This is a genomic window from Rhodococcus sovatensis (assembly GCF_037327425.1).
Lineage (GTDB): Bacteria > Actinomycetota > Actinomycetes > Mycobacteriales > Mycobacteriaceae > Rhodococcoides > Rhodococcoides sovatense.
In genome coordinates, this window is the sequence record NZ_CP147846.1 from 4,066,403 (window position 1) to 4,088,580 (window position 22,178).

Here is a 22,178-nt window from a genome sequence, read left to right on the forward strand (position 1 = left end):
CTATGTCGTCATGTTGAACGGCTCCGGTGAACTACGGAGTTCACCGAGCTGAGCGATCACCTTGTACGAGCCTGCACCGACCGGAATGCGTTCTTCCCCGCAGCCGGGAACGGAATTGGTTCCGGACCATTTCACCGTGAAACCCGCTTGTTCGCCGGGCTTGAAGGTTCGCAGATCCGACTGCGCGTCGGGGAAGCAGTCGGTGTTGGACCAAATCCGCTGATCCGACAGCGTGTAGACCAGGGCCTGCTGCAGACCGGCACCGACGTCGCGCTGGCACTCGGTGGAGCTGATGTTGGTGATGACGACCGTGAATCCCGGCTCTTCGCCCACTCGGTACGACGCCTTGTCCGGGGTTGCCTTGATCGCCAGGCTTTGGTCCGGGCATTGGTTCGCTGCGACAGGGGCGTCCGCGGCAGGGGCATCTGTGGCAGGGGCGGCACTGGAATCCGACCCGGTAGACGCGGCGGTGCCACCTGACCCACCGGATCCGCCTGCCGCACTGGACCCGCCGGATGCTGCTCCCTGTTGCTGCGGGGTGGTAGTCGGAGCCGCCGTCGTCGAACTTGCCGACGACACGACACCAGCCGGCTCGGCCTGCTGGTTATTGTCCCCACTACCGCCGAGCGACGCGATGAACCACACGATCAATCCGAGCACGACGACGGCCGCACCGATGGCGAGCGCACGACGACGCCAGTAGATTTCGGGAGGCAAAGGCCCGGTTGGTTCCAACACAGAACAACCGTAGGTGCCAGTGGCTCACGCATCTGGCAAGCGCATGCGGCGTGTCGCAACTAGAGAAAGAAGTTGATCAGGGCACTTCGCCGATATTGCCGATTACCTCGCGCAACCGCGCGGTCCCCTCGGACAACTTGTAGGTCAAGCCCACGATTGCAACATCTCCCGCCTCGACCTTGTCGGCGATGATTCGCGAGCGCTGCATCAGCAGATTTCCGGTTTCCTCGACGTGGCGGGCCTCGAAGTCGTCGACCGCGACGTACCCGTCCCGGCGCGCGGACAGCACAGAGGGAGTCACCCGCTCGACGACGTCGCGAATGTAACCCCCGGGGGTGTCACCCGAGTCGAGCGCGTCGATCGTGGCCTGGACCGCACCGCACTTGTCGTGGCCGAGCACGACGATCAGCGGCGCGCCCAGGACGGCAACTCCGTACTCGATCGAGCCGAGCACGGACGAATCGATCGTGTGGCCTGCCGTGCGAACGACGAACATATCTCCGAGGCCCTGATCGAAGATGATCTCGGCGGCGACGCGGGAGTCGGCGCAGCCGAACAGAATGGCGCTCGGATGTTGTCCTTCGGCGAGACGGGTGCGGTCCTCGATCCCCTGGCTGGGGTGCAGCGGCTCGCCGGCGACGAAGCGCTGGTTACCCTCCTTGAGAGACTTCCATGCTGAAACTGGGTTCGATGCGGGCATGGGTGTCATTGTGCCTGGGCCGTCTGCTACCGGCGAGTCGGGCTATCGGAGAAAGGGTGCGGGAGAGACAGTGCCGATCGATACCAACGCACTCCTCGGGTGGTTCGACACCGAGGAACGTGACCTGCCGTGGCGACGCCCGGGCGTGACCGGATGGCAGATCCTGATGAGCGAGATCATGCTGCAGCAGACGCCGGTGTCACGTGTGGCGCCCATCTGGGAGCAGTGGGTCGAACGCTGGCCGGTGCCGTCCGCGATGGCCGAATCGTCTCGAGCGGAGGTACTACGAGCCTGGGGCAAGCTGGGCTACCCGCGTCGCGCTCTGCGACTGCACGAATGCGCTGGAGTACTGGCGGCCGAACACGGCGATGTCGTACCCGCGGACGTCGACACCCTCCTCGGACTGCCGGGCATCGGCGCATATACGGCGCGCGCAGTCGCATGTTTCGCGTACGGGCAACGCGTACCCGTCGTCGACACGAACGTTCGGCGCGTCGTCGCCAGAGCTGTCCACGGGACCGCCGAAGCCGGCAACCCGTCGACGACGCGAGATCTAGCCGACGTCGACGGACTCCTCCCCCGCCCGCGCGCGAAGGCAGCGCGTTATTCCGCTGCGTTGATGGAACTGGGCGCGTTGATCTGCACGGCGAAGAATCCGGCATGCCTGCTGTGTCCGCTTCCGGAGTGCTCGTGGATCGAGGCGGGTCGGCCTGCGCACACAGGTCCGGCGAAGAAGGTCCAGAAATTCGCCGGCACCGACCGTCAGGTACGCGGGAAGCTGATGTCGGTCCTGCGCGAGAGCAGTGGTCCCGTCGAACGCACGAAACTCGACGTAGTCTGGCTCACCGATCCGGGACAGCGAGATCGGGCACTGGACTCACTGCTACTCGACGGTTTGATCGAACAGACCGACTCGGGACTGTTCGCGCTGGCCGGTGAGGGAGAGGGCACTCCCTCACGCGAATGATCAACGCAGGAAATCCACCAGCACCTTGTTGACGATCTCAGGTCGCTCCAGATAGCCGAAGTGACCGGTATCGGCGATCTCCTCGTAGCGAGCACCCGGAATCGCCTGCGCCACCTCACGGCTCAAATGCACGGGGATCAGCCGGTCGTCCGCGAATCCGACGACGAGCGACTTGGCGGTGATCTTTCGGTATGCGGTCAGACGTTCCGACCCGGCCCGCATCTCCAGCCCGATCTGGGCGCGCTTGCCGGCACTGGGCTGGCCGCCCGAGAACTCGAGGACCGCAAGCCAATCTCCGATCGCCTGTTCGTCGCGAAGCGTCGCCGGCGAGAAGTTGTTCATCGCAGTGATCGCCGCCCGGTACGACGCCGGCAGCGTAATTCCCGCGTCGTACAACTCGCGTTCCGCTTTCGACCACGCCCGTTGCATCGCCGATGCTCGCCCGTAGGTGGCCATCATGACTGCGTGCGACACCAGATCCGGGCGGGCGAGCGCAAGCTCCTGGGTGACCCGGGATCCCATCGACGTCCCGACGACCCTGGCGCGCATTCCGCCGAGATGCTCGATGAGCGCCGCGGTGTCCGCGACCAGGTCGTCCAGGACCATCCCGTCCGCACACTCCGAGGACGGTGAGATACCGCGGTTGTCGAACGTGACCACCTGGAAACCAGCCTTCACGAGGGCAGGCACCTGATGCGCCTTCCATACTCGCCCCGGGCTGCCTGTACCCATCACCAACACGACGAGCGGGCCGGAGCCGGCAACCTCGTAGTTGATTTCAATTCCATTGATCTTCGCCAGCGACATTCGCGTCATCGTAGTTGGCGTAGGAAGCTGGTCACCGTTTCGCGATAGAACTCGGGACGCTCGTCGTGGATCAGGTGCGCAGCGCCAGGCACCAGGACATACTCCGACTTGGCGTTTCGCGCGTGCATCTCGGCCATCTGACCGTCCGGTGTGATGCCGAACTCACCTTCCAACAACAGCGACGGGACGTCGACCGACTCCCATTCGCTCCAGAAGTGTCGAGTTCCCCACTCCGCGGAAATTGCCTCGAACGTCGACACCGAGCCGTGCAGATACCAGCCGTCTTCTCGCTCGACGAAGGAATCCAGAAAGTACCGACCCGCGACATCCCCGAAGAAGCTACGCACGTCGTCCTCGGTTGAAAACGGTTGCGGCCAACGCCTGATCATCGCGGCCCAGTCGTCGGCCGTTCGCCCCCGAAAGTCGGGAGCTATGTCCTCGACGACGAGCGCAGCCACAAGATCCGGTCTGGCAGCGGCCAAGCACCATCCGTGCAGCGAGCCCATCGAATGTCCGACGACGGTTGCCCGCCCCACTTTCTCGGCGTGCTCGGTCAAGTCCTCGACGAACGCCTCGGTGCGTAGCGACGACGGAGCGCGGCGACGATGCCCGGGTGCGTCGTAGGTGTAGACATGGCCGAGTTCACGTAGCCATGGAAGCTGACGCCGCCACGTCTGCGCGCTCCCCATCAGTCCGTGCAGCAGAAGGATCGGATTGCCGTTCCCACCCTCATCGTGCAGCACACACCCGATCCTAATGTCGAGTCCTCGGCCGACGCACGGTCCCATTTGCGAGTCCGAGCGGCGGAGTAGCCTCTCGAACATGGCAGTCGTGAAGATCAATGCAATCGAAGTTCCTTCAGGTGCAGGCCCCGAGCTGGAGAAGCGCTTCGCCGCGCGCGCGGGCGCCGTCGAAGGTTCACCAGGCTTTCTCGGATTTCAGCTGCTGCGGCCGGTGAAGGGCGAGGACCGCTACTTCGTAGTCACGCAGTGGGAGACAGAAGAAGCCTTCGAGGCGTGGGCAGCGGGGCCGGCCAAAGCCGCCCACTCGGGTGAGCGCGCGAAGCCGGTCGCGTCAGGCGCATCGTTGTTGGAGTTCGAGGTTGTTCTCGACGTGCCCGCGCGCAGCAAGCCGGAGTAACGCCCCGACTGCTCAGACCGGCTTCACAGCTGATCCAACGACACCGGCGGTAGCGTCCACAGTTGCCGCGTAGTCCCAGTCCGTCGGTGCCGCAGATTTCGACGCTGCAGATTTCGACGTTCTAGATTTCGAGGTCGTGTTGGATCGGCCCTCGATAGCGTCGACGAGAGCGTCCAACTCGTCTACAGGAACCGGCCGACCGACGTGGAAGCCCTGCGCACCGTCGCATCCGAGAGTGCGCAGCCTCTCGAGTGTTCGTGCGTCCTCCACACCCTCGGCGACCACGGTCATGCCGAGGCTTCGCGCCAGATCGATCGTGGAACCGACGATCGATGCATTCGTCGGTTGACTGTTCATCGCCGTCACGAAGGTCTTGTCGATCTTGAGCGTCTGGACAGGGAGTGATCGAAGGTACGCCAGCGAGCTGTATCCGGTTCCGTAATCGTCGATGGCAATCGAAGCCCCGATATCTCGTAGCGCGACGAGCGAGTCGACCGAACGCCTTGGGTCGGTCATCGCAGTGGTTTCTGTGACCTCGAATTCGACTGCGGCGGCCGGTACCTCGTGCCTCTGTAGTGCGTGGGCCACGTGCTCCACGAGCGCAGAGTCCAGCAGGTTTCGTACAGACAGATTCACCGAGATGCCGAAATCTGGGCGGATGCGCCGCATCGCGCTGCAACACCTGAGGGAGTCTTCGAGCACGTACGCCGTGATGGCGGGCAACAATCCGGTCCGTTCCGCGTCGGGAAGGAACGACGACGGAGACATGAGTCCCTCACGCGGATGCTGCCATCGCAACAGCGCCTCGACACCGGATACTGTGCCCGACGCCAGATCGAGACACGGTTGGAAGAACACTCGCAGTTGCCGCTCACGAAGCGCTGTTTCGAGTTCACCGAGCAGACGCATCTGATCATGTCGGTTGCAGTCCATCGACGGGGTGTAGATCGACGAACGCATATGCGAGTGTTTGGCGGCGGTCAACGCGACGTGTGCATGCTGCAGCAGGGCTTCGGCGTCGACGTCGCTCAGCTTCGAGGACTCGACGACCCCTACCGTCGCGTCCAGTGCCACGTTGATGTCGCGAACGAACATGGTCCGACTCACGACGCTGCGGAAGTGATCGGCATACTCCGTCGGGGAGATCACCATCAGGTCGGCGGCCATCGAAACGACGAACTGATCGCCGCCGAGACGCCCTACAACGGAATCGCCCGCCGACGCAGCCGACAGGCGCTGACCGATCTCACGGAGTACGCGATCCCCAACCGGGTAGCCAAAAGTCTCGTTGATCTGCGCGAACCGGTCGACGTCGACGATGACAACGACGACGCCACCAGGCCCTGCCGAGTCGATTGACTTGCCAAGGAGGTCGCCGAGGTGACGACGATTCGCAAGGCCCGTCACCGGATCGGTGATCGACGCGAGGGACAGAGCATCGGCCTGCTTGCGCAGAGCAGAGAGAAAGCAAGCCATCCGAGCGGATACGAGGACGACCGCAACCACCGACGAACCGAGTACGAGCCAACCCCACTCGGCGACCGGCACACCGTTGGCAATCTGAGTTCCCATCACAGCGGGGGGCATGAGTATCGCAACACTCAAGCTCACAAGTCGAGTGCGGTCGACGATGCGATGCGGACTCGACGATGTCTCTCGCGCTCGCCACGTCAGCTCCTGCGGACGCAGTGCGGCAGAGGCCAGCAACACGTATCCGACGAGCCATCCCGCGTTGACCAAAGGGACGTCGACGAACCCTAGCCCGTCTACCAGGACGTACAGCACCCATCCTGACAACGAGAACAGGATGAATGCTGCAGCAGTCATCGTGAACGCAGTAGTGCGAGCGCCTTTGACCAGTATCAGAGTGGCCACCAGCGACAGCAGAAACCCGTCGGCCCCCGTGTACACGACGACCGGCCAGAACTCGGCGAGGGTCGCGCCACCGAGCATTGCGTCGGTCCGATTGCCGACGACGAAGATCCAGGCGATCAACCCGAGACCGGTCGCCACGATCAGGCCTTCGAGCACGTCCTCGATGCCGAACAGCCGTCGCCCGACATCGTCCTCGAGCTTCAGAACGCCCAACACGAAGGCGACGTGACCGAACAGATACGCGGCGTCGGCGACCGACACCGTCGGCACGATCATCTGAGTCGTCAGACGGAACCCGATGATCAGATCGCCCAGACTCCATGCCAACACTCCGAATGCGAGCAAGCCCCAGGCGGAACGATTCGTGGACTTGAGTCGCTGGCCTGCGAACACAGCCACCACGCAAGCGAAGGAACACAGAACGTAGACCGCAAGTCGGGGATAACCGTCGGGGGCCGCAAGGTAGGCCGCGACGCCGGCTGCCCCCAACACCAGGAACCTCGACCATCTCATACGAGTCAGTCCTTTCCTGGTCCCCCAACCGCCGCTGCGTCGGCTATTGCCCCCGAACCATTCGCCCGTTCGCCATTCGACACCGAACGGCGAACGGATTGGTTACATAGGCAAGGATCTCAGACGCAGTGACCGAACAACCACACAGGTAGACCTTTTCTTCATCGGACAGCGCTCGAACCACACTTTCTGCTCACTGAACCCGTACAAAACAGCGCCTAGGCATGGAGCGCGCTCCGCGCCGGCATCACCAGTGACTCCAGTCGGTCAGAGGCCATTCCCAGGCATGCTGGATGAGGCTTCGGTCGCCTCGGGCCCCTGCGCATCTTCCGAATGATATTGAGCCAGAAGCCTTTTCTCCTCGTCGCGCTTCGGAAACGCGAAGAAGACGAGCACAGCTCCGGCGAGCACCACGACAATCGCAGCGGCATAGGACTTCTGGTCACCATCCAGGAATGCTTGTTTCGCCGCCGCGATGATCTGCTCGCCGTACTGCGGATACCGTTCGGCCAGATCGGCTGCCGACGAGAACGACTTGGTAAGCACCGACTGGGTTTCTTCGCTGACGCTGCCGGCCTGAGGCGACTGTGCGATCTGTGCTGTGAACGACGCCGCGTATCCGGCCGTAAGTAGCGCACCGAGCGTCGACTGCATGATCGCCCCACCTAGATCCCGCTGCAGGTCAGCCGTGCCCGACGCCATCCCCGCACGGTCGACTGGCACAGACCCGGTCAACGAGCGGGACGCAGGCGTTCCAGCGAGGCCGATGCCGATACCGAGCAGTGCGTAGCTGACCGCGACCACCCAATACGACACATCCTCCTTCCACGTCAACCACGCCAGAACGAGGCCGACGACAATGAAGACGTAGCCGAGCAACAGCGTGAACCTCGAACCGCGAGATTCGACGAGTTTCGCCGACTGCGGCGCGACGATGACCATCGCGGCCGCAGCCGGAAGCGTTGCCGCTCCCGCGGCAAGCGTCGAGTATTGGAGTACGTTCTGCAAGAACTGCTGGCCGACGAAGATCACACCCATCAGCGAACCGAACACGATGATCCCGGCAAGTGCAGCGACCCAAAAAGTCCGACGCCGTGCAATACGCAGATCGTAGAGCGGGAACTTCGCCCGAGATTGCCTGAATACGAATACCGCACCCGCGGCGAGTGCGATCGCGCCGAGCCCGATCGCGAGCGTGCCCATACCGTCGACCGGTGCGAAATTGATGCTGAGCACGAGAGCCGCGATGAATACCACCGACACCATGCCGCCGAGGTTGTCAACGGGATCGGTTGTCTCGTTGACGTGCGAGGGAACGAACACTGACGCGAGGATCAAGGCAAGGAGAGCCAGCGGCAGCGTGACGACGAATACCGAACCCCAGTGGAACTTCTCCAGCAGAGCACCGGACAGCAGTGGCCCGAGCGCGGACAATGCACCACCGAGCGCCGACCACAGCGCGATGGCCTTCGTCCTCGGCGGGCCTGACCACAGCGCAGTGATCAGCGCGAGCGTAGTCGGATACGCGAGGCCCGCCGACAGCCCACCGAGCAACCGAGCACCGAACAGCACCTCGAAGTTCGGCGCGAAACCAGCGATGATGCATGCGGGGATCGAGAGCGCCATCCCCAGCACCAGCAGCATCTTTCGGCCGTACCGATCGCCGAGCGCACCCAAATACAACACCGAGGCCGCGAGGCCGAGCGAGTACGCCACAGCGATGAGATTCAGCTGAGTCTGACTGGCGTCGAAGTCCCGTCCGATCTCAGGAAGCGCGACATTCGCCACCGCCAGATTGAGGTTCGCCACCGCGGCAACGAGGATGAGTACGAACAACACCAGCCCTGCGCGGGCGGGGACAGAGCCCTTCTCGACGGTAGTCACGGGGATCAGTCAAGCGCACTGCCGCGGGGTGTGCCTCACCTGCGGAGTGCGAAGTATCCAATCGCTCGCACCTTGCCTCCGCTTGAATGAACCCCCGAAGCCATCTGACCGTATCGATGGACCATCCAAGCGGTCCGGAGTCCACCTCGCGTCCGCTTGAATGAACCCCCGAAGCCATCTGACCGTATCGATGGACCATTCAAGCGATGGTGGGCCGGACACACAGCAAAGCGGGCCGCACCCGGTACATGGGTACGGCCCGCTTCGGTAGAGCTACGGCTACTTACTCGCTGTCGTCGCCTGCGGCCTTGGCCAGGTCGACGGGCAGCTCGTCGGGAACGACGATTGCCTTCTTCTCGCCACGGAACGTGAACTTGGCGTCCTCGCCCTGGCCTTCGCCGTCCCAGTTCTCGACGTCGACCAGGATGATCTGTCCGGCCTCGATCTCGCCGAACAGGATCTTCTCGGACAGCTGATCCTCGATCTCGCGCTGGATGGTGCGGCGCAACGGCCGCGCACCCAGTACCGGGTCGAATCCGCGCTTCGCGAGGAGCGACTTCGCCTTCTCGGTGACCTCGATCGCCATGTCCTTGTTCTTGAGCGCACCTTCGACTCGGTTGAGCATGAGATCGACCATCTGAATGATCTCGTCTTTGGTGAGCTGGTGGAACACGACGATGTCGTCGATACGGTTGAGAAACTCCGGGCGGAAATGCTTCTTCAGCTCGTCGTTGACCTTGAGCTTCATCCGCTCGTAGTTGGAGCCGGTGCCCTCACCCGAGGAGAAGCCGAGGCCGACTGCCTTCGAGATGTCCGAGGTACCGAGGTTCGAGGTGAAGATCAGCACGGTGTTCTTGAAGTCGACCGTGCGTCCCTGGCCGTCGGTGAGACGACCGTCTTCGAGCACCTGCAGGAGCGTGTTGTAGATCTCCTGGTGTGCCTTCTCGATCTCGTCGAACAGCACGACGGAGAACGGCTTGCGACGGACCTTCTCGGTGAGCTGGCCGCCCTCTTCGTATCCGACGTATCCGGGAGGAGCACCGAAGAGTCGCGACGCGGTGAAGCGGTCGTGGAACTCGCCCATATCGATCTGGATGAGTGCATCGTCCTCGCCGAACAGGAAGTTCGCGAGTGCCTTCGACAGCTCGGTCTTACCGACACCGGACGGGCCGGCGAAGATGAACGAGCCGGACGGACGCTTGGGATCCTTCAGACCCGCACGCGTACGACGGATGGCCTTCGAGACTGCCTTGACGGCCTCGACCTGCCCGATGATCCGCTTGTGCAGCTCGTCTTCCATGCGGAGCAGACGGGTGGTCTCCTCCTCGGTGAGCTTGAAGACGGGGATACCGGTCCAGTTTCCGAGAACCTCGGCGATCTGCTCGTCGTCGACCTCGGCGATGACGTCGAGGTCACCGCTTCGCCACTGCTTTTCCCGCTCGGCGCGCTGCTGAACGAGCTGCTTTTCCTTGTCACGCAGGTTCGCAGCCTTCTCGAAGTCCTGCGCGTCGATCGCAGATTCCTTCTCGCGGCGAGCGTCGGCGATCTTGTCGTCGAATTCCCGCAGGTCTGGCGGCGCGGTCATCCGGCGGATGCGCATCCGCGCGCCCGCCTCGTCGATGAGGTCGATTGCCTTGTCCGGCAAGAACCGATCGTTGATGTACCGGTCGGCGAGTGTTGCCGCCGCCACGAGAGCACCGTCGGTGATCGAGACGCGGTGGTGAGCCTCGTAGCGGTCGCGCAGACCCTTGAGGATCTCGATGGTGTGCTCGACGGTCGGCTCGCCGACCTGGACGGGCTGGAAACGACGCTCAAGTGCCGCGTCCTTCTCGATGTACTTGCGGTACTCGTCCAGCGTGGTCGCACCGATGGTCTGCAGCTCGCCACGAGCCAACTTCGGCTTGAGGATCGAGGCCGCGTCGATAGCGCCCTCGGCCGCACCTGCACCCACGAGCGTGTGCAGCTCGTCGATGAACAGGATGATGTCGCCGCGAGTGTTGATCTCCTTGAGAACCTTCTTCAGGCGCTCTTCGAAGTCACCGCGGTAGCGGCTGCCTGCGACCAGGGATCCGAGGTCGAGGGTGTAGAGCTGCTTGTCCTTGAGCGTCTCGGGTACCTCGCCGTTGACGATGGCCTGTGCGAGGCCCTCGACGACAGCGGTCTTACCGACACCGGGCTCGCCGATGAGGACAGGGTTGTTCTTGGTGCGGCGGCTCAGGACCTGCATGACGCGCTCGATTTCCTTTGCGCGCCCGATAACCGGGTCGAGCTTGCCTTCGAGTGCAGCCTGGGTCAGGTTGCGACCGAACTGATCGAGCACGAGCGACGTGGACGGCGTTCCCGCCTCGCCGCGACTGCTGCCGGATTCCGACGGTTCCTTGCCCTGGTACCCGGACAGCAACTGGATGACCTGCTGGCGCACCCGGTTGAGGTCGGCTCCGAGCTTGACCAGAACCTGAGCCGCGACGCCTTCGCCTTCGCGAATCAGACCCAGCAGAATGTGCTCGGTTCCGATGTAGTTGTGGCCGAGCTGCAGCGCTTCACGCAAACTGAGCTCGAGTACTTTCTTGGCGCGCGGGGTGAACGGGATATGACCGGACGGAGCCTGCTGACCCTGGCCGATGATCTCTTCGACCTGGCTGCGGACTCCTTCAAGGGAGATACCCAACGACTCCAGAGACTTGGCTGCGACGCCTTCACCCTCGTGGATGAGGCCAAGCAGAATGTGCTCCGTGCCGATGTAGTTGTGGTTGAGCATCCGGGCTTCTTCTTGAGCCAGGACGACAACACGCCGCGCGCGATCGGTGAACCTCTCGAACATCGCTCTCCCTCACTTCTTGGTGGGTGGTAGCACTTCCCACCAGGTCTTCTAGCACCACAGTATCCAGTAACGCGGGTTCGCTCGGCACTGAAGGTATAACGCCAACACTGTTGCGTCCGCGTCTCCACCTTTACTGTAGTTGGCCGGTGGTTCACTTGCCGACCCTCGGCCCCCCTTAACGAGGACGGTTCTCGTCGACGCGGGGTAGTCCAGTGCCTGCTTATAGGTGATAACGCGGGCAGATGCGATTTCGTTTCCGATTTTCTGTCCGCTGCTGGCGAACAGCGTCTCAGCCCCGACGGGCGCCGGTCAGCCCTGCGGCTTGACGATCGGGAACAGAATCGTTTCGCGAATACCGAGTCCGGTCAACGCCATCAGCAGGCGATCGATTCCCATTCCGGTTCCGGTGGTGGGCGGCATGCCTTGTTCCATCGCCGCAAGGAAGTCTTCGTCGAGCACCATCGCCTCGTCGTCGCCTGCCGCAGCCTGACGCGCCTGATCCTCGAACCGTTCGCGCTGGATCACAGGATCGACCAGCTCCGAGTAGCCGGTTGCCAGCTCGAATCCGCGAACGTAGAGATCCCACTTCTCGGTGACGCCTGCAATGCTGCGGTGCTGACGAGTCAGCGGGGAAGTCTCGACCGGGAAATCTCGAACGAACGTCGGCGCGAACAGGTCGTCGCCGATCTGGTGTTCCCACAGTTCCTCGACGAGCTTGCCGTGCCCATAGATGGGCTTGCCATCCTTGCGCGGAATCTCCAGTCCGACCTTGTCGGCCAGCTGGAGGAGCTCGTCGACGCCGGTCTCCGGGGTGATGGTGACACCGATGGCCTCCGACAACGACGGGTACATCTCGAGCGTCGTCCACTCGCCGCTCAGGTCGTAGGTAGTGCCGTCGGGAAGCAGGACAACCTGCGTACCGAGAGCTGCCTGCGCGACTTCCTGGACCAGCTCACGAGTCATCCTCGCCGAGTCGTCGTACGTGCCGTAGGCCTCGTAGGTCTCGAGCATCGCGAATTCCGGTGAGTGCGACGAGTCGGCGCCCTCGTTGCGGAAGTTCCGGTTGATCTCGAAGACCTTCTCGATTCCTCCGACTACGCAGCGCTTGAGGAACAGCTCCGGTGCGATTCGCAGGAACAAATCGGTGTCCAACGCGTTGGAGTGCGTCACGAACGGCCGAGCGGCAGCACCGCCGTGCAACGTCTGCAGCATCGGAGTCTCGACTTCGAGAAATCCGCGACGTTCAAGCGCGTTGCGCAGTTCACGAACGACGGCGATGCGCTTGCGGGCGACCTCGCGGGCTTCCGGTCGCATGATGAGGTCCAGGTAGCGCTGCCGGATCCGCGTCTCTTCGTTCAGTTCCTTGTGTGCGACGGGAAGTGGACGCAGCGCCTTGGACGCGATCTGCCAGGAGTCGGCCATCACGCTGAGCTCGCCGCGACGGCTGGAGATGACCTCGCCGTGCACGAACACGAAGTCACCGAGGTCGACGTCGGACTTCCACGCAACGAGCGCGTCCTCGCCGACCCCAGCCAGACTGATCATCGCCTGGAGCTGAGTGCCGTCGCCCTCCTGGAGCGTCGCGAAGCACAGCTTTCCGGTATTGCGGACGAAGATGACTCGGCCCGCCACACCGACGAGTTGGCCCGTCGTCGAATCGGCCTCTAGCGCCGGAAAGAGGTCGCGGATCTCGCGAAGCGAGTGCGTACGCGCAACCGAGACGGGATAGGGCTCCTGGCCCTGTTCGAGCAGCCGGTCCCGCTTGGCACGACGAATCCGTAGCTGTTCCGGAGTGTCGTCGATCGTCGGGGCAGCTGCGTCAGTCACAGACGCACACTTTATCTGCCACGTCCGTCAAACCAGAATCGCTACCGCTCGGCAAACCAGAATCGCTACCGCTCGGCAAACCAGAATCGCTACCGCCTGAACCGCGGCGGCTCAGTGCGCCGAGATGGCCTCGGCTTCGCGCACGCAGTGCGCGGCCTGAGTCAGCACACCGAGCAGGCCTGCGGACTTGAGTGCCTTGTACCCACCGACCAGATCGGTGGACTTGTGCAACCCGAGCTCCTGCAGCGACGCCGCAGCCAGGCTGGAGGTGTATCCCTCGGAGCAGATGACGATCCACTCGATGTCGTGATCGACTGCCGCAACCAGGCGCGCATCCGAAGTCGGATCGAGACGCCACTCGAGGACATTGCGCTCGATCGCCAGCGCGCCGGGCAGCGTTCCTTCGACGGCTCGCTGCGCCTGCGGCCGAATGTCGACGACGATCGCACCGCGGGCGACAGCGTCGCGCAACTCGAAGACGGTGATGCGGTCGATCTTGGCGCGTGCTTCTTCCAACATCCGGGCGATGGTCATTTCGAAGGCCCTTCGGGTTCGTCGGTCAGCTCGGATCGGGTTCTGCGGAGCGAGGACTTGTCTGTCACTTCGTAGTACGACATAGCCGTCAGTGGCGGTGAATAGGCGTGCACGCTCAACGTCGGCGCTTCGGGTGTCGGGATGTCGGCTGCAGGGGCCCTCATCACGTCGTGAACCCACCCGAGCGGGAACGAGGCTTGATCACCAGCGTCGAGACGCCGACGCTTGAGTCCGGCACCAGCCCAACGATATTCGACGAGTGAGCCACTCAGGACTGTCAATGCACCGAGCGAGCCGGCGTGGTCGTGCAGCTCGGTCGAACGGTCCGGGACCCAACTGATGAGCCAGACGTCGAGGTCGTCGTCGGTGTGCAGTCGGGTCGCCCAACGTTCCTCGGTGGGCCAGACCCCGCCGTCGGGAAGCAGGTGATCGAACCGGCCTTCGAGGACATCGGAGGCGCCTTCATCGGTGATGCGTAGCAGGTCATGGGGCTGCAACCGGGTCGGCAGCGTGAGCCGCGGCGACGAGGCGGATCTCGATGATCCAGTTCTAGCGGACGCAGATCTGAGAGAGGGTCTGGACGAGACAGATCCAGAAAAGACAGGTGTGGACAGCACAGGGACTACTCCAGGGTCGGTAATTGAACGAGGCAGCGGTCAGCCTCGACAACACTCCTGGGGTCCCATGCACGTCATCACGCTGAAGATTGTTACACAGGCACGCGGCGAGCGCTAGCGAATGCGCCTTTTGGCGAGATTGCGCTCGAAGACCAACCGCAGCCCCTCGAGCGTCAGATCCGGTTCGTGGTGCTCGATCGCCGAGCTCTCCGCCATGATCAGCGGTGCACTGTCACCGGTTCCGATCACCGCCACGTCGCTACCCGCGAACTCGGCCAATTCGCGTCTGACTCGCCCGACGAGTCCATCCACTAGGCCCGCGAAACCGAAGACAGCGCCGGCCTGCATGCACTCGACCGTGTTCTTTCCGACGACCGATCGCGGACGCATCAACTCGACTTCACGCAGCGCCGCTGATCTCGACGCCATCGCCGCCGTCGAGATTTCGAGGCCAGGCGCGATTGCTCCACCGAGAAACTCGCCTTTCGCCGATACGACGTCCACACAGGTCGTCGTCCCGAAATCTACTACGATGCAAGCGCTTCCGTACAGATCGTGGGCCGCCAAGGTATTCACGATGCGGTCTGCGCCGACTTCTTTCGGATTGTCCACGAGCAGTGGGACACCGGTACGCACACCGGGTTCCACGACGACATGGGGAACATGCTCCCAGTACCGCCCGAGCATCGTCCGAGTCTCACGTAGCACCGACGGCACCGTGGACAGGGCCGACACTCCGGTGATCTGATCCACTTCGGCACCGATGAGCCCGCGCACCATCAGCGCCAGTTCATCAGCGGTGACCCGTGGATCGGTTCGCATCCGCCAGTCGCGCAACAACTTCGCATGATCGCCACTACCGCTGAACAGCCCGAGGGTCGTCGACGTGTTGCGGATGTCGACTGCGAGAAGCATCGCTACACCAGCACGGAGTCTGCACGCAGCGTGCGAGGGGTGATCAGGCCGGACCCCTCCGGCGCATATGCAGGGTCACTGCCCAGCTCTACCGGACGGTTCTTCTCGTCCACGAACACAACCCGCGGCGCGTAGTCCTTGCATTCCTGCTCGTCCATCACGCCGTATGCGATCAGAATGACAAGATCGCCCGGGTTCACCAGATGCGCTGCTGCACCGTTGATTCCGATGACGCCACTGCCACGCTCACCGGTGATCACGTAGGTTTCCAGACGGGCACCGTTGTCGATGTCGACGATGGTGACTTGCTCGCCTTCGAGCAGATCAGCGGCCTCCATCAGATCCTGGTCGACGGTCACCGATCCCACGTAATGCAGGTCGGCATGAGTCACCGTTGCTCGATGGATCTTCGACTTCATCATCGTGCGAAACATAATCTCTCCTGAACCCTCGAAACGTTTGGACCGGTCATTCTCGTCATTCCGTATGCTCCATTCCGGCAACAAGGGTCATTCCGCAAGCTCCATTCCTGCCAGAAAACCGGTGCCCACGGCGACCCCCACGTTGTCGATCAATCGTGTGGTTCCGACCCTGGCTGCCACGAGCAGTCGACCGTCGCCGAACTCGGGAGCAGGGCCGAGATCCACTCCCCGGAGTTCGAGGTAGTCGACCTTCACCTCGGCCACAGAGTCGAGAACCCCACGCGCCGTGGCCAGGATCGCCGGCGCTCCCCCGGCCGCGGCATGTGCACCCGCAACAAGAGCAGCAGACAGGACCACAGCGGCATCCCGCTGTCCTGCATCGAGGAAACGATTACGTGAGGACAGCGCCAGCCCGTCCTGCTCCCGAACGGTCGGAACGCCGAAGATCTTGACGTCGAAATTCAAGTCCCGCACCATCTGCCGGATCAGCGTCAGTTGCTGGTAGTCCTTTTCGCCGAAATAGGCGGCGTGGGGAGCAGCGATCTGCAACAGTTTCGCGACGACGGTCAGCATTCCCTCGAAATGCGTCGGCCGGCTCGCACCTTCCAGCTCGCCGCCGAGCGGACCAGGATGGACGGTCGTTCGAGGTCCCGAGGGATACATATCGGCAGCCGAGGGCGCGAAGACGAGCTCGACGCCCTCCGCACGCAGCAGTTCGACGTCCGCGTCGAGCGTCCGCGGGTACGCGTCGAGGTCTTCGCCGGCGCCGAACTGAAGCGGGTTGACGAAGATCGACACGATGACGACCGCACCCGTCCGCTTTGCCTGGCGGACGAGATGGAGGTGCCCCGCATGCAACGCCCCCATGGTCGGCACCAGAGACACGGTCTTACCTACGGCCCGAAGAGCTTTCGACACCGAGTTCACCACAAGAGGGTCATGGTGGACGGTCGTTTCACCCGCCTTGAAGCTACCTGCCAGCGTCATCGATCACCTTTCAGAAAGTCGAGGAGTTCGGCAGAAGCTCCGATTCGCTGCGCCGAACGAAGAGACAGTGCTCGGTAGCCGGCCGCGATACGCGGATCTACCGCTCCCAACACGTCGAGGTGGGTGCGCACGGCGTCCAGGTCGCCACGCGCAACCGGACCAGTCAGTGCCGACTGCCCGCGTTGTAGCGCGTTCTCCAGAGCCGCAGTCACCAGCGGAGCCAGAACACGTTGGGCCACCTCGGTTTCACGGCCACTCCGCGGGCTGCGCTCCCAGTCATGGTCGGTGTCCGTACCCGGGAATCCAGGGCCGTCGAGAGCAACCTGAAGAGCGTCGACTGCATCTGCGATAAGAGTGACGAGATGATTCGAGCCGTGCGCGAGGGCCGCGTGATACAGCGCACGGTTCGCTTCTGTGACGTGGACAGGTTCCCCGCCCAGTTCCAGAACGATCGCCTGGGCGACTGCGTAGCCGATCTCGTCGGCCGCGGTGATTCCGAAACACGCGCGGGACAGTCGATCGGTGTCCTCGGGGTACCCGGTGAACGTCATCGCGGGATGGATTGCGAGCGGGATCGCCCCAAGAGCTGTCAGCGGTTCGAGTACGCCTATTCCGTTGGCGCCGGAGGTATGTACGACGAGCTTGCCCGGTGCGATGACGCCCGTCGCCGCCAGCCCGGCGGCGAGCGATCCGAGCTCGGTGTCCGGAACAGCGAGAACGAGCAGTTCGGCGCGGGTGGCGACCTCGTCGACCGGCAGGATCTGCGAGTCGGGGAGTCGAGTTCGAGCGCGGCGAAGCGAAGCCTCCGATACCGCCGCACAACCCACCACCAGGTGCCCGACGCGCTCGAGAGCCTCGCCGAGGGCTGTGCCCACACGTCCGGCCGAGACGATTCCTACCGTCAAACGCGCGGGTGCAGGGTCAGCAGTGAGCTCAGGTGAGTTCACCGAAAAGTCCTCTCGTTCGTTCCAGTCCCGCTCGGCGGGTACCAGACGTCCTGCAGGAAGGATAGCGGCATGGATGTGCTGCGGCCACGAAGTTACCGGTGATCTACTTCACTCTTCCGGCTGTCTCGACGCATGCACGTTCGGGGCGTCAGTCGGCGCGGCGGCGGTGTCGACGCTCGGTCGGCTCGTTTTCACCTGTCTGAAGCCCAGCGAGGATTTCCGCCACGGACCGGCCGTTGGAGTGAGCTCCCGAGCTCGCCGCCGCGTCCGGGTCTGCCCGACGCCGACGGCGCGGAGCAGGCTCGGGGAGATCCCATTGTCCGGACGTGGACTCGTTGGCGCTCGCCGGCTCCGGGTCAGGGGTCTGGGTCGGTGCCGGGGTCGGGTCGGGGGTCTGGGCTGGGGCTGGGGCTGGGGCTGGGGCGAAATCGTCCGACGGCTGCGACAACACGGCATCGCCCGCATCCCGCGGGTAGTCCGCGGTTTCGGCAGCGTCCGCCTGCTCGAAGGCCGGCGGCGAGTCGGATTCCGTTGCGTAGTCATCCCACGACGTCGCTGTACTGCTCTCCGGTCCCTGCACTTCACCGACGTTCTCGACAGCACTGCCGTAGTCGGCAGCATCCGAATCAGCAGGAGTTGTAGGTCGCCGCACGGGTCCCGACACGCGCGGAGGCGTCGGGGTCGGTCGGCCGCCACCAGGTACTCGTGGCTCCGGACGTCGAGAAGGGGTCACTCGCGTCGATTCAGAGTAGTAATCGCGAGTTGGTGCGCGACCGTTCGACGTATCCGGATACACGACCGAGGTTTCGGCTGTGACTGGTTCGTCGTACGGGGTAGCGAGACCCGGCACCGACCCGACTTGTCCGGCATCTGCGCCGTCGGGGACCTCTGCGTCGTGCGAGCCTGCCGCATTCGGCCGTCCGGGCACGTACAGTCCCGACGGTGCAGGCTGGTAGCTGTCGTAATTTCGACTGCCGCCGAGTTCCGCCATCCTGGTCGCTTCCGCGCGCAGGGCGACGCGTTCGGTCGGGAGGTTGCCGTCGAACAGCATCTGCAGGTTGTTCCGGAGGTGAGCGAGCTCTGCACGTAGCGCCGCGATCTCGCTTGTCTCGACCTGCACCTCACTCCGGACCCGAGCTTCGACGCCGAGTTCGTACTCGCGACGCGCGGAGATCTCGCGTGCGAGCTGTAGCTCGTACACGGTCTGGAGGTCCTTCGCCTTCGTCTGGTCGGCGACAGATTCCCGCCGGTACTTGGTCATCGCGAAGGCGCCGACAATCGCGGCCCACAGCGCCGACACCAGTCCGACACGAAGCCACTGGATGTTCTCACTGAACAACAGAAGAACGCTCGCGGCTATCCCGAACATGACGAGCGCTGCGATGAACAGTTGGCTCGCACTGCGCCGCGAGCGACGGCCGGCTTTCGCGCGAGTCTGTTCGGTCATGCCAACCAGCGTAGCTGGCGAATCGCCGGCTAAAGGTCAACCTCGATTGTGGTTCGCAACAGGAGTCGTAAGAATTTCACTTATCCGCAGCGCGCCACCGGAAAAAAGCCGTGTCATCGTGACTCGCCGGATCCATCCTTCGGCGCTCGACAGCACTGTTCGAGCCACAACGCGGATCCGACGAGCGCAAGGCCCGCGACGAGACCCACGATTGCCCCGCCGACATCGTCGGATGCGGCGCGGACAGTCGAAGCCAGCGGCGCCACGTACAGCAGAAACCCGATCCATACTCCAGTCACTCCTGCCCCGACCAGAGCTGACGCTTTCGCCAGCGCAAGAGCCCGTGCTGCGGTAATCGGGTGCAGCTGCTGCGGCCCGTCTCCGACTCGGCTTCCGCCGATCCGAGATCGAACGACGAACCCCAGGATCAGTTCGCCGACTGCGATCGGATAGAGCGACGCCCCAGCCAGTACCGAGATCGGCGGGAGCGAACCGTAGAACGACCGCACCAGCAACCACGTCGCAATCGCTGCGACGACGGTAAGACCGAGCAGGTCCAACACGCGAGTCGTCTTCATCTCGTTCATCGGGATGTGTCCAGCGTCATGTCGGTCCGTCGTACGCTCGCGCGTTCGGAGTCGGGGAGCGATGCAAGCCACGTCGAGACGCTGCGGGCGTCGTCACCGACCGTCAACGTTGCGTCGGGCTCGATGTCCAACCAGGGCGTGAGAACGAAGGCCCGCTGGTGAGCGCGCGGATGCGGCAGGAGCAACTCGGGGTCGGCGCTGACCAGGTCGTCGCCCACGAGCGATCTGCAGACGACGATGTCGACATCGAGACTTCGAGGCCCCCACCGTACGGCGCGCACACGTTCGGCTGCTTCCTCTCGCTCCCTCGCGAACTCGAGCCACTGGTACGGCCCACGCGCCTGATCGTCGGCCACGACGACGGCGTTGAGAAAATCCTGCTGCTCGACGCCTCCCCAGGGCTCCGACGAAAACACTGCTGACGCACTGACAAGGCGTGGCCCGAGTTCGGCGGTCACGGACCGGAGGTGGGCAAGCGAATCTCCGACGTTGCTTCCGATCGAGAGGACGACGCGCGTCATGTGCCTGCCCGAGTGCGATGCGCCACCACTGCGACGTCGGCGAATTCGAGCGGGATCGGAGCCGACGGTTTGTGCAGCGTCACCTCGACTGCGTCGACCCGGTCGTCTTTCATTACGTCGTCGGCAATTTCTGCGGCAACGGTCTCGATCAGATCGCGCGCGGGACCGGAAATGATCGCAGCTGCGGCCTCGGCCAGCTCGCCGTAGTGCATCGTCGCTGTCAGGTCGTCGGTGGCGGCGGCTTGTCTGAGGTCCATCCAGACGGTGATGTCGACCTCGAAATCCTGGCCGTCTCGCTTCTCGAAGTCGAAGACCCCGTGGTGTCCTCGGACCTTCAGTCCGCGCAATTCGATTCGGTCACTCATCTTCCGCCTCCCTGCCATGCCTCGACAACGGCTACCGCGTCGAGAGTCGCGCGGGCGTCGTGCACCCGCACGCCCCACGCGCCGGCCGCGATCGCCAACGCCGAGACGACCGCGGTTGCAATCTCCCGTCCGTCCGGCGGACGCGGAACGTCGTTCGTTGCCAGGAGCGATCCGAGGAAACGCTTTCGCGACGCCCCGATCAATACCGGCATTCCCAGCTCGACGAACACGGGTATGGCGTGAAGCAGCTGCCAGTTGTGACGAGCGGTCTTGGCGAATCCGAGGCCGGGATCGAGCACGATATTCGAGGCGTCCACCCCTGCTTCCAGCGCGTGGTCGACCTGTTCGAGGAGCTCACGACGAACGTCCGCGACGACGTCGTCGTAATGCTCTGCGGCACCGGTGTGCGCGTAGTCCTGCGCCGAGCGCCAATGCATCAGGATCCACGGGACACCGGAATCTGCGACGACGGAGGCCATATCCCGGTCGGCGCGTCCGCCTGAAACGTCGTTGACGATCGACACTCCAGCCTCGACGGCCGCTGCCGCGACCGAAGCACGCATCGTGTCCACGCTCGTCGAGATGCCACGAGCACTGAGCTCTCTGATGACGGGAACCACCCGTTCGGCCTCGACTCCCGGATCTATCCGCTCGGCGCCCGGACGGGTCGATTCTCCGCCGACGTCGACGATGTCGACACCGAGATCGTGCAATTCGACGCCGTGCGCGACCGCAGCATCGACGTCGAGATAGCGTCCCCCGTCCGAGAACGAGTCAGCGGTGACGTTGAGGACACCCATCACGACCGGGGAGGAGGACAATGTGACTGGCAGCGTCATTTGCGCAGGATGAGATCCAACGCCTCGGAACGCGACGCAGCACTCGACTGGAACAGGCCCCGGACAGCGGACGTCGTCGTGCTGGCCCCAGGCTTGCGAATGCCGCGCATCGCCATGCACAGGTGCTCGGCCTCGATCACCACGATCGCGCCGCGCGGATCCAGCTTGCGCATCACGGCGTCGGCCACCTGACTGGTCAACCGCTCCTGCACCTGAGGCCGCTTGGCGTAGAGGTCGACGACGCGTGCCAGCTTGGACAGCCCAGTCACCTTCCCGCTGCTACCCGGGATGTACCCCACGTGCGCGACGCCATGGAACGACACAAGGTGGTGCTCACACGTCGAGTACATCGGAATGTCGCGGACGAGCACGAGTTCCTGGTGACCTTCGTCGAACGTCGTGTTCAACACCGAATCCGGGTCCGTGTACAGGCCGCCGAACATCTCTCGGTAGGCGCGCGCCACCCGAGCGGGAGTATCGACCAGTCCCGCTCGATCCGGATCCTCGCCGACTGCGATCAGGAGCTCTCGAACGGCTGCTTCAGCCCGCGGCTGATCGAAGGTGTTGCCGGTTGCGACCGCCACCACATCGCCGGGTGCAACAGCTACACCGTTCTCATCGATCTGCCTGACTGACACGTGCCCTACCTCCGCATCCCTGAGCTTGCGGGTCATTCCGCAGGCTCCACACTGGATCCACTCCTGAAGCCTATCGCCGAGCTATCG

General features: G+C 63.7%; 22 protein-coding genes. 2 read left to right on the forward strand and 20 right to left on the reverse strand.

What is annotated here, in order from left to right:
* Together WDS16_RS18935 and WDS16_RS18940 are read right to left on the reverse strand one after the other, a co-directional pair.
* Positions 1–738 (reverse strand): hypothetical protein, encoded by a 738-nt coding sequence (locus tag WDS16_RS18935; protein WP_338886770.1) that lies wholly within the window; start codon positions 736–738, stop codon positions 1–3.
* A 76-nt stretch (positions 739–814) separates the two neighbouring features.
* Positions 815–1,438 (reverse strand): carbonic anhydrase, encoded by a 624-nt coding sequence (locus tag WDS16_RS18940; protein WP_338886772.1) that lies wholly within the window; start codon positions 1,436–1,438, stop codon positions 815–817.
* A gap of 70 nt (positions 1,439–1,508) precedes the next feature.
* Between WDS16_RS18940 and WDS16_RS18945 the strand changes: the two genes are divergently transcribed.
* Positions 1,509–2,405 (forward strand): A/G-specific adenine glycosylase, encoded by an 897-nt coding sequence (locus WDS16_RS18945; protein ID WP_338886773.1) that lies wholly within the window; start codon positions 1,509–1,511, stop codon positions 2,403–2,405.
* Here WDS16_RS18945 and WDS16_RS18950 read toward each other — a convergent pair whose 3' ends face one another.
* Both WDS16_RS18950 and WDS16_RS18955 read right to left on the reverse strand, forming a co-directional pair.
* Positions 2,406–3,221 (reverse strand): alpha/beta hydrolase, encoded by an 816-nt coding sequence (locus WDS16_RS18950; protein WP_338886776.1) that lies wholly within the window; start codon positions 3,219–3,221, stop codon positions 2,406–2,408.
* Positions 3,218–3,955: an alpha/beta hydrolase gene (locus WDS16_RS18955; RefSeq protein ID WP_338886778.1), complete on the reverse strand. Its 738-nt coding sequence runs from the start codon at positions 3,953–3,955 to the stop codon at positions 3,218–3,220. Before WDS16_RS18955 ends, WDS16_RS18950 begins: the two co-directional genes overlap by 4 nt.
* 79 nt (positions 3,956–4,034) lie before the next feature.
* On the opposite strand from WDS16_RS18955, the gene mhuD reads away from it, so the two are divergent.
* Entirely contained in the window at positions 4,035–4,352 is a 318-nt protein-coding gene (mhuD, locus tag WDS16_RS18960) for a mycobilin-forming heme oxygenase MhuD (RefSeq protein ID WP_338886779.1), read from the forward strand.
* A 12-nt stretch (positions 4,353–4,364) separates the two neighbouring features.
* Here mhuD and WDS16_RS18965 read toward each other — a convergent pair whose 3' ends face one another.
* The 16 genes from WDS16_RS18965 to folE form a co-directional block, all read right to left on the reverse strand.
* Positions 4,365–6,740, reverse strand: a complete 2,376-nt coding sequence (locus tag WDS16_RS18965; RefSeq protein ID WP_338886780.1) for a bifunctional diguanylate cyclase/phosphodiesterase — start codon at positions 6,738–6,740, stop codon at positions 4,365–4,367.
* A gap of 267 nt (positions 6,741–7,007) precedes the next feature.
* Positions 7,008–8,624, reverse strand: coding sequence for an MFS transporter (locus WDS16_RS18970; RefSeq protein WP_338886783.1), 1,617 nt, complete (start codon positions 8,622–8,624; stop codon positions 7,008–7,010).
* Positions 8,625–8,907: 283 nt separating this feature from the next.
* Positions 8,908–11,445 carry an ATP-dependent Clp protease ATP-binding subunit gene (locus WDS16_RS18975; protein WP_338886785.1) on the reverse strand — a complete coding sequence of 846 codons (2,538 nt, stop codon included), beginning with the start codon at positions 11,443–11,445 and terminating at the stop codon, positions 8,908–8,910.
* 309 nt (positions 11,446–11,754) lie between these two features.
* Positions 11,755–13,272, reverse strand: a complete 1,518-nt coding sequence (lysS, locus tag WDS16_RS18980; RefSeq protein ID WP_338886787.1) for a lysine--tRNA ligase — start codon at positions 13,270–13,272, stop codon at positions 11,755–11,757.
* 111 nt (positions 13,273–13,383) lie between these two features.
* Positions 13,384–13,806, reverse strand: a complete 423-nt coding sequence (locus WDS16_RS18985) for a rhodanese-like domain-containing protein (protein ID WP_068376772.1) — start codon at positions 13,804–13,806, stop codon at positions 13,384–13,386.
* Complete coding sequence (locus tag WDS16_RS18990) at positions 13,803–14,315, reverse strand: cysteine dioxygenase family protein (RefSeq protein WP_338893534.1); 513 nt, start codon at positions 14,313–14,315, stop codon at positions 13,803–13,805. Before WDS16_RS18990 ends, WDS16_RS18985 begins: the two co-directional genes overlap by 4 nt.
* A gap of 222 nt (positions 14,316–14,537) precedes the next feature.
* Positions 14,538–15,338 (reverse strand): type III pantothenate kinase, encoded by an 801-nt coding sequence (locus tag WDS16_RS18995; protein WP_338886790.1) that lies wholly within the window; start codon positions 15,336–15,338, stop codon positions 14,538–14,540.
* Between the two features lie 2 nt (positions 15,339–15,340).
* Positions 15,341–15,772: an aspartate 1-decarboxylase gene (gene panD / locus WDS16_RS19000; RefSeq protein WP_338886792.1), complete on the reverse strand. Its 432-nt coding sequence runs from the start codon at positions 15,770–15,772 to the stop codon at positions 15,341–15,343.
* A gap of 75 nt (positions 15,773–15,847) precedes the next feature.
* Entirely contained in the window at positions 15,848–16,747 is a 900-nt protein-coding gene (panC, locus tag WDS16_RS19005; protein ID WP_338886794.1) for a pantoate--beta-alanine ligase, read from the reverse strand.
* A complete protein-coding gene (locus WDS16_RS19010) occupies positions 16,744–17,694 on the reverse strand; it encodes a Rossmann-like and DUF2520 domain-containing protein (protein ID WP_338886796.1) in 951 nt (316 codons plus the stop codon). The genes panC and WDS16_RS19010 overlap by 4 nt, the downstream gene beginning before the upstream one ends.
* Positions 17,695–17,842: 148 nt before the next feature.
* Positions 17,843–19,141: a DUF6779 domain-containing protein gene (locus WDS16_RS19015; protein WP_338886798.1), complete on the reverse strand. Its 1,299-nt coding sequence runs from the start codon at positions 19,139–19,141 to the stop codon at positions 17,843–17,845.
* Positions 19,142–19,254: 113 nt separating this feature from the next.
* Positions 19,255–19,719 carry a DUF3180 domain-containing protein gene (locus WDS16_RS19020; RefSeq protein WP_338893535.1) on the reverse strand — a complete coding sequence of 155 codons (465 nt, stop codon included), beginning with the start codon at positions 19,717–19,719 and terminating at the stop codon, positions 19,255–19,257.
* A gap of 5 nt (positions 19,720–19,724) precedes the next feature.
* On the reverse strand, positions 19,725–20,249 hold the full coding sequence (gene folK / locus WDS16_RS19025; RefSeq protein WP_338886800.1) for a 2-amino-4-hydroxy-6-hydroxymethyldihydropteridine diphosphokinase: 525 nt from the start codon (positions 20,247–20,249) through the stop codon (positions 19,725–19,727).
* Complete coding sequence (gene folB, locus WDS16_RS19030; RefSeq protein ID WP_338886802.1) at positions 20,246–20,614, reverse strand: dihydroneopterin aldolase; 369 nt, start codon at positions 20,612–20,614, stop codon at positions 20,246–20,248. Before folB ends, folK begins: the two co-directional genes overlap by 4 nt.
* Positions 20,611–21,453, reverse strand: a complete 843-nt coding sequence (folP, locus tag WDS16_RS19035) for a dihydropteroate synthase (RefSeq protein WP_338886804.1) — start codon at positions 21,451–21,453, stop codon at positions 20,611–20,613. The genes folB and folP overlap by 4 nt, the downstream gene beginning before the upstream one ends.
* Positions 21,450–22,127, reverse strand: a complete 678-nt coding sequence (gene folE / locus WDS16_RS19040) for a GTP cyclohydrolase I FolE (RefSeq protein ID WP_338886807.1) — start codon at positions 22,125–22,127, stop codon at positions 21,450–21,452. Before folE ends, folP begins: the two co-directional genes overlap by 4 nt.
* Positions 22,128–22,178: the final 51 nt, after the last annotated feature.

What these genes read in the sequence shown, in the direction of transcription:
- WDS16_RS18940 (WP_338886772.1), bottom strand. Translation starts at nt 1,438, where the DNA reads ATGCCCGCATCGAACCCAGTTTCAGCATGGAAGTCTCTCAAGGAGGGT.
- WDS16_RS18950 (WP_338886776.1), bottom strand. Translation starts at nt 3,221, where the DNA reads ATGACGCGAATGTCGCTGGCGAAGATCAATGGAATTGAAATCAACTAC.
- mhuD (WP_338886779.1), top strand. Translation starts at nt 4,035, where the DNA reads ATGGCAGTCGTGAAGATCAATGCAATCGAAGTTCCTTCAGGTGCAGGC.
- WDS16_RS18965 (WP_338886780.1), bottom strand. Translation starts at nt 6,740, where the DNA reads ATGAGATGGTCGAGGTTCCTGGTGTTGGGGGCAGCCGGCGTCGCGGCC.
- WDS16_RS18975 (WP_338886785.1), bottom strand. Translation starts at nt 11,445, where the DNA reads ATGTTCGAGAGGTTCACCGATCGCGCGCGGCGTGTTGTCGTCCTGGCT.
- WDS16_RS18985 (WP_068376772.1), bottom strand. Translation starts at nt 13,806, where the DNA reads ATGACCATCGCCCGGATGTTGGAAGAAGCACGCGCCAAGATCGACCGC.
- WDS16_RS18995 (WP_338886790.1), bottom strand. Translation starts at nt 15,338, where the DNA reads ATGCTTCTCGCAGTCGACATCCGCAACACGTCGACGACCCTCGGGCTG.
- panD (WP_338886792.1), bottom strand. Translation starts at nt 15,772, where the DNA reads ATGTTTCGCACGATGATGAAGTCGAAGATCCATCGAGCAACGGTGACT.
- panC (WP_338886794.1), bottom strand. Translation starts at nt 16,747, where the DNA reads ATGACGCTGGCAGGTAGCTTCAAGGCGGGTGAAACGACCGTCCACCAT.
- WDS16_RS19015 (WP_338886798.1), bottom strand. Translation starts at nt 19,141, where the DNA reads ATGACCGAACAGACTCGCGCGAAAGCCGGCCGTCGCTCGCGGCGCAGT.
- WDS16_RS19020 (WP_338893535.1), bottom strand. Translation starts at nt 19,719, where the DNA reads ATGAAGACGACTCGCGTGTTGGACCTGCTCGGTCTTACCGTCGTCGCA.
- folK (WP_338886800.1), bottom strand. Translation starts at nt 20,249, where the DNA reads ATGACGCGCGTCGTCCTCTCGATCGGAAGCAACGTCGGAGATTCGCTT.
- folB (WP_338886802.1), bottom strand. Translation starts at nt 20,614, where the DNA reads ATGAGTGACCGAATCGAATTGCGCGGACTGAAGGTCCGAGGACACCAC.
- folP (WP_338886804.1), bottom strand. Translation starts at nt 21,453, where the DNA reads ATGACGCTGCCAGTCACATTGTCCTCCTCCCCGGTCGTGATGGGTGTC.
- folE (WP_338886807.1), bottom strand. Translation starts at nt 22,127, where the DNA reads ATGACCCGCAAGCTCAGGGATGCGGAGGTAGGGCACGTGTCAGTCAGG.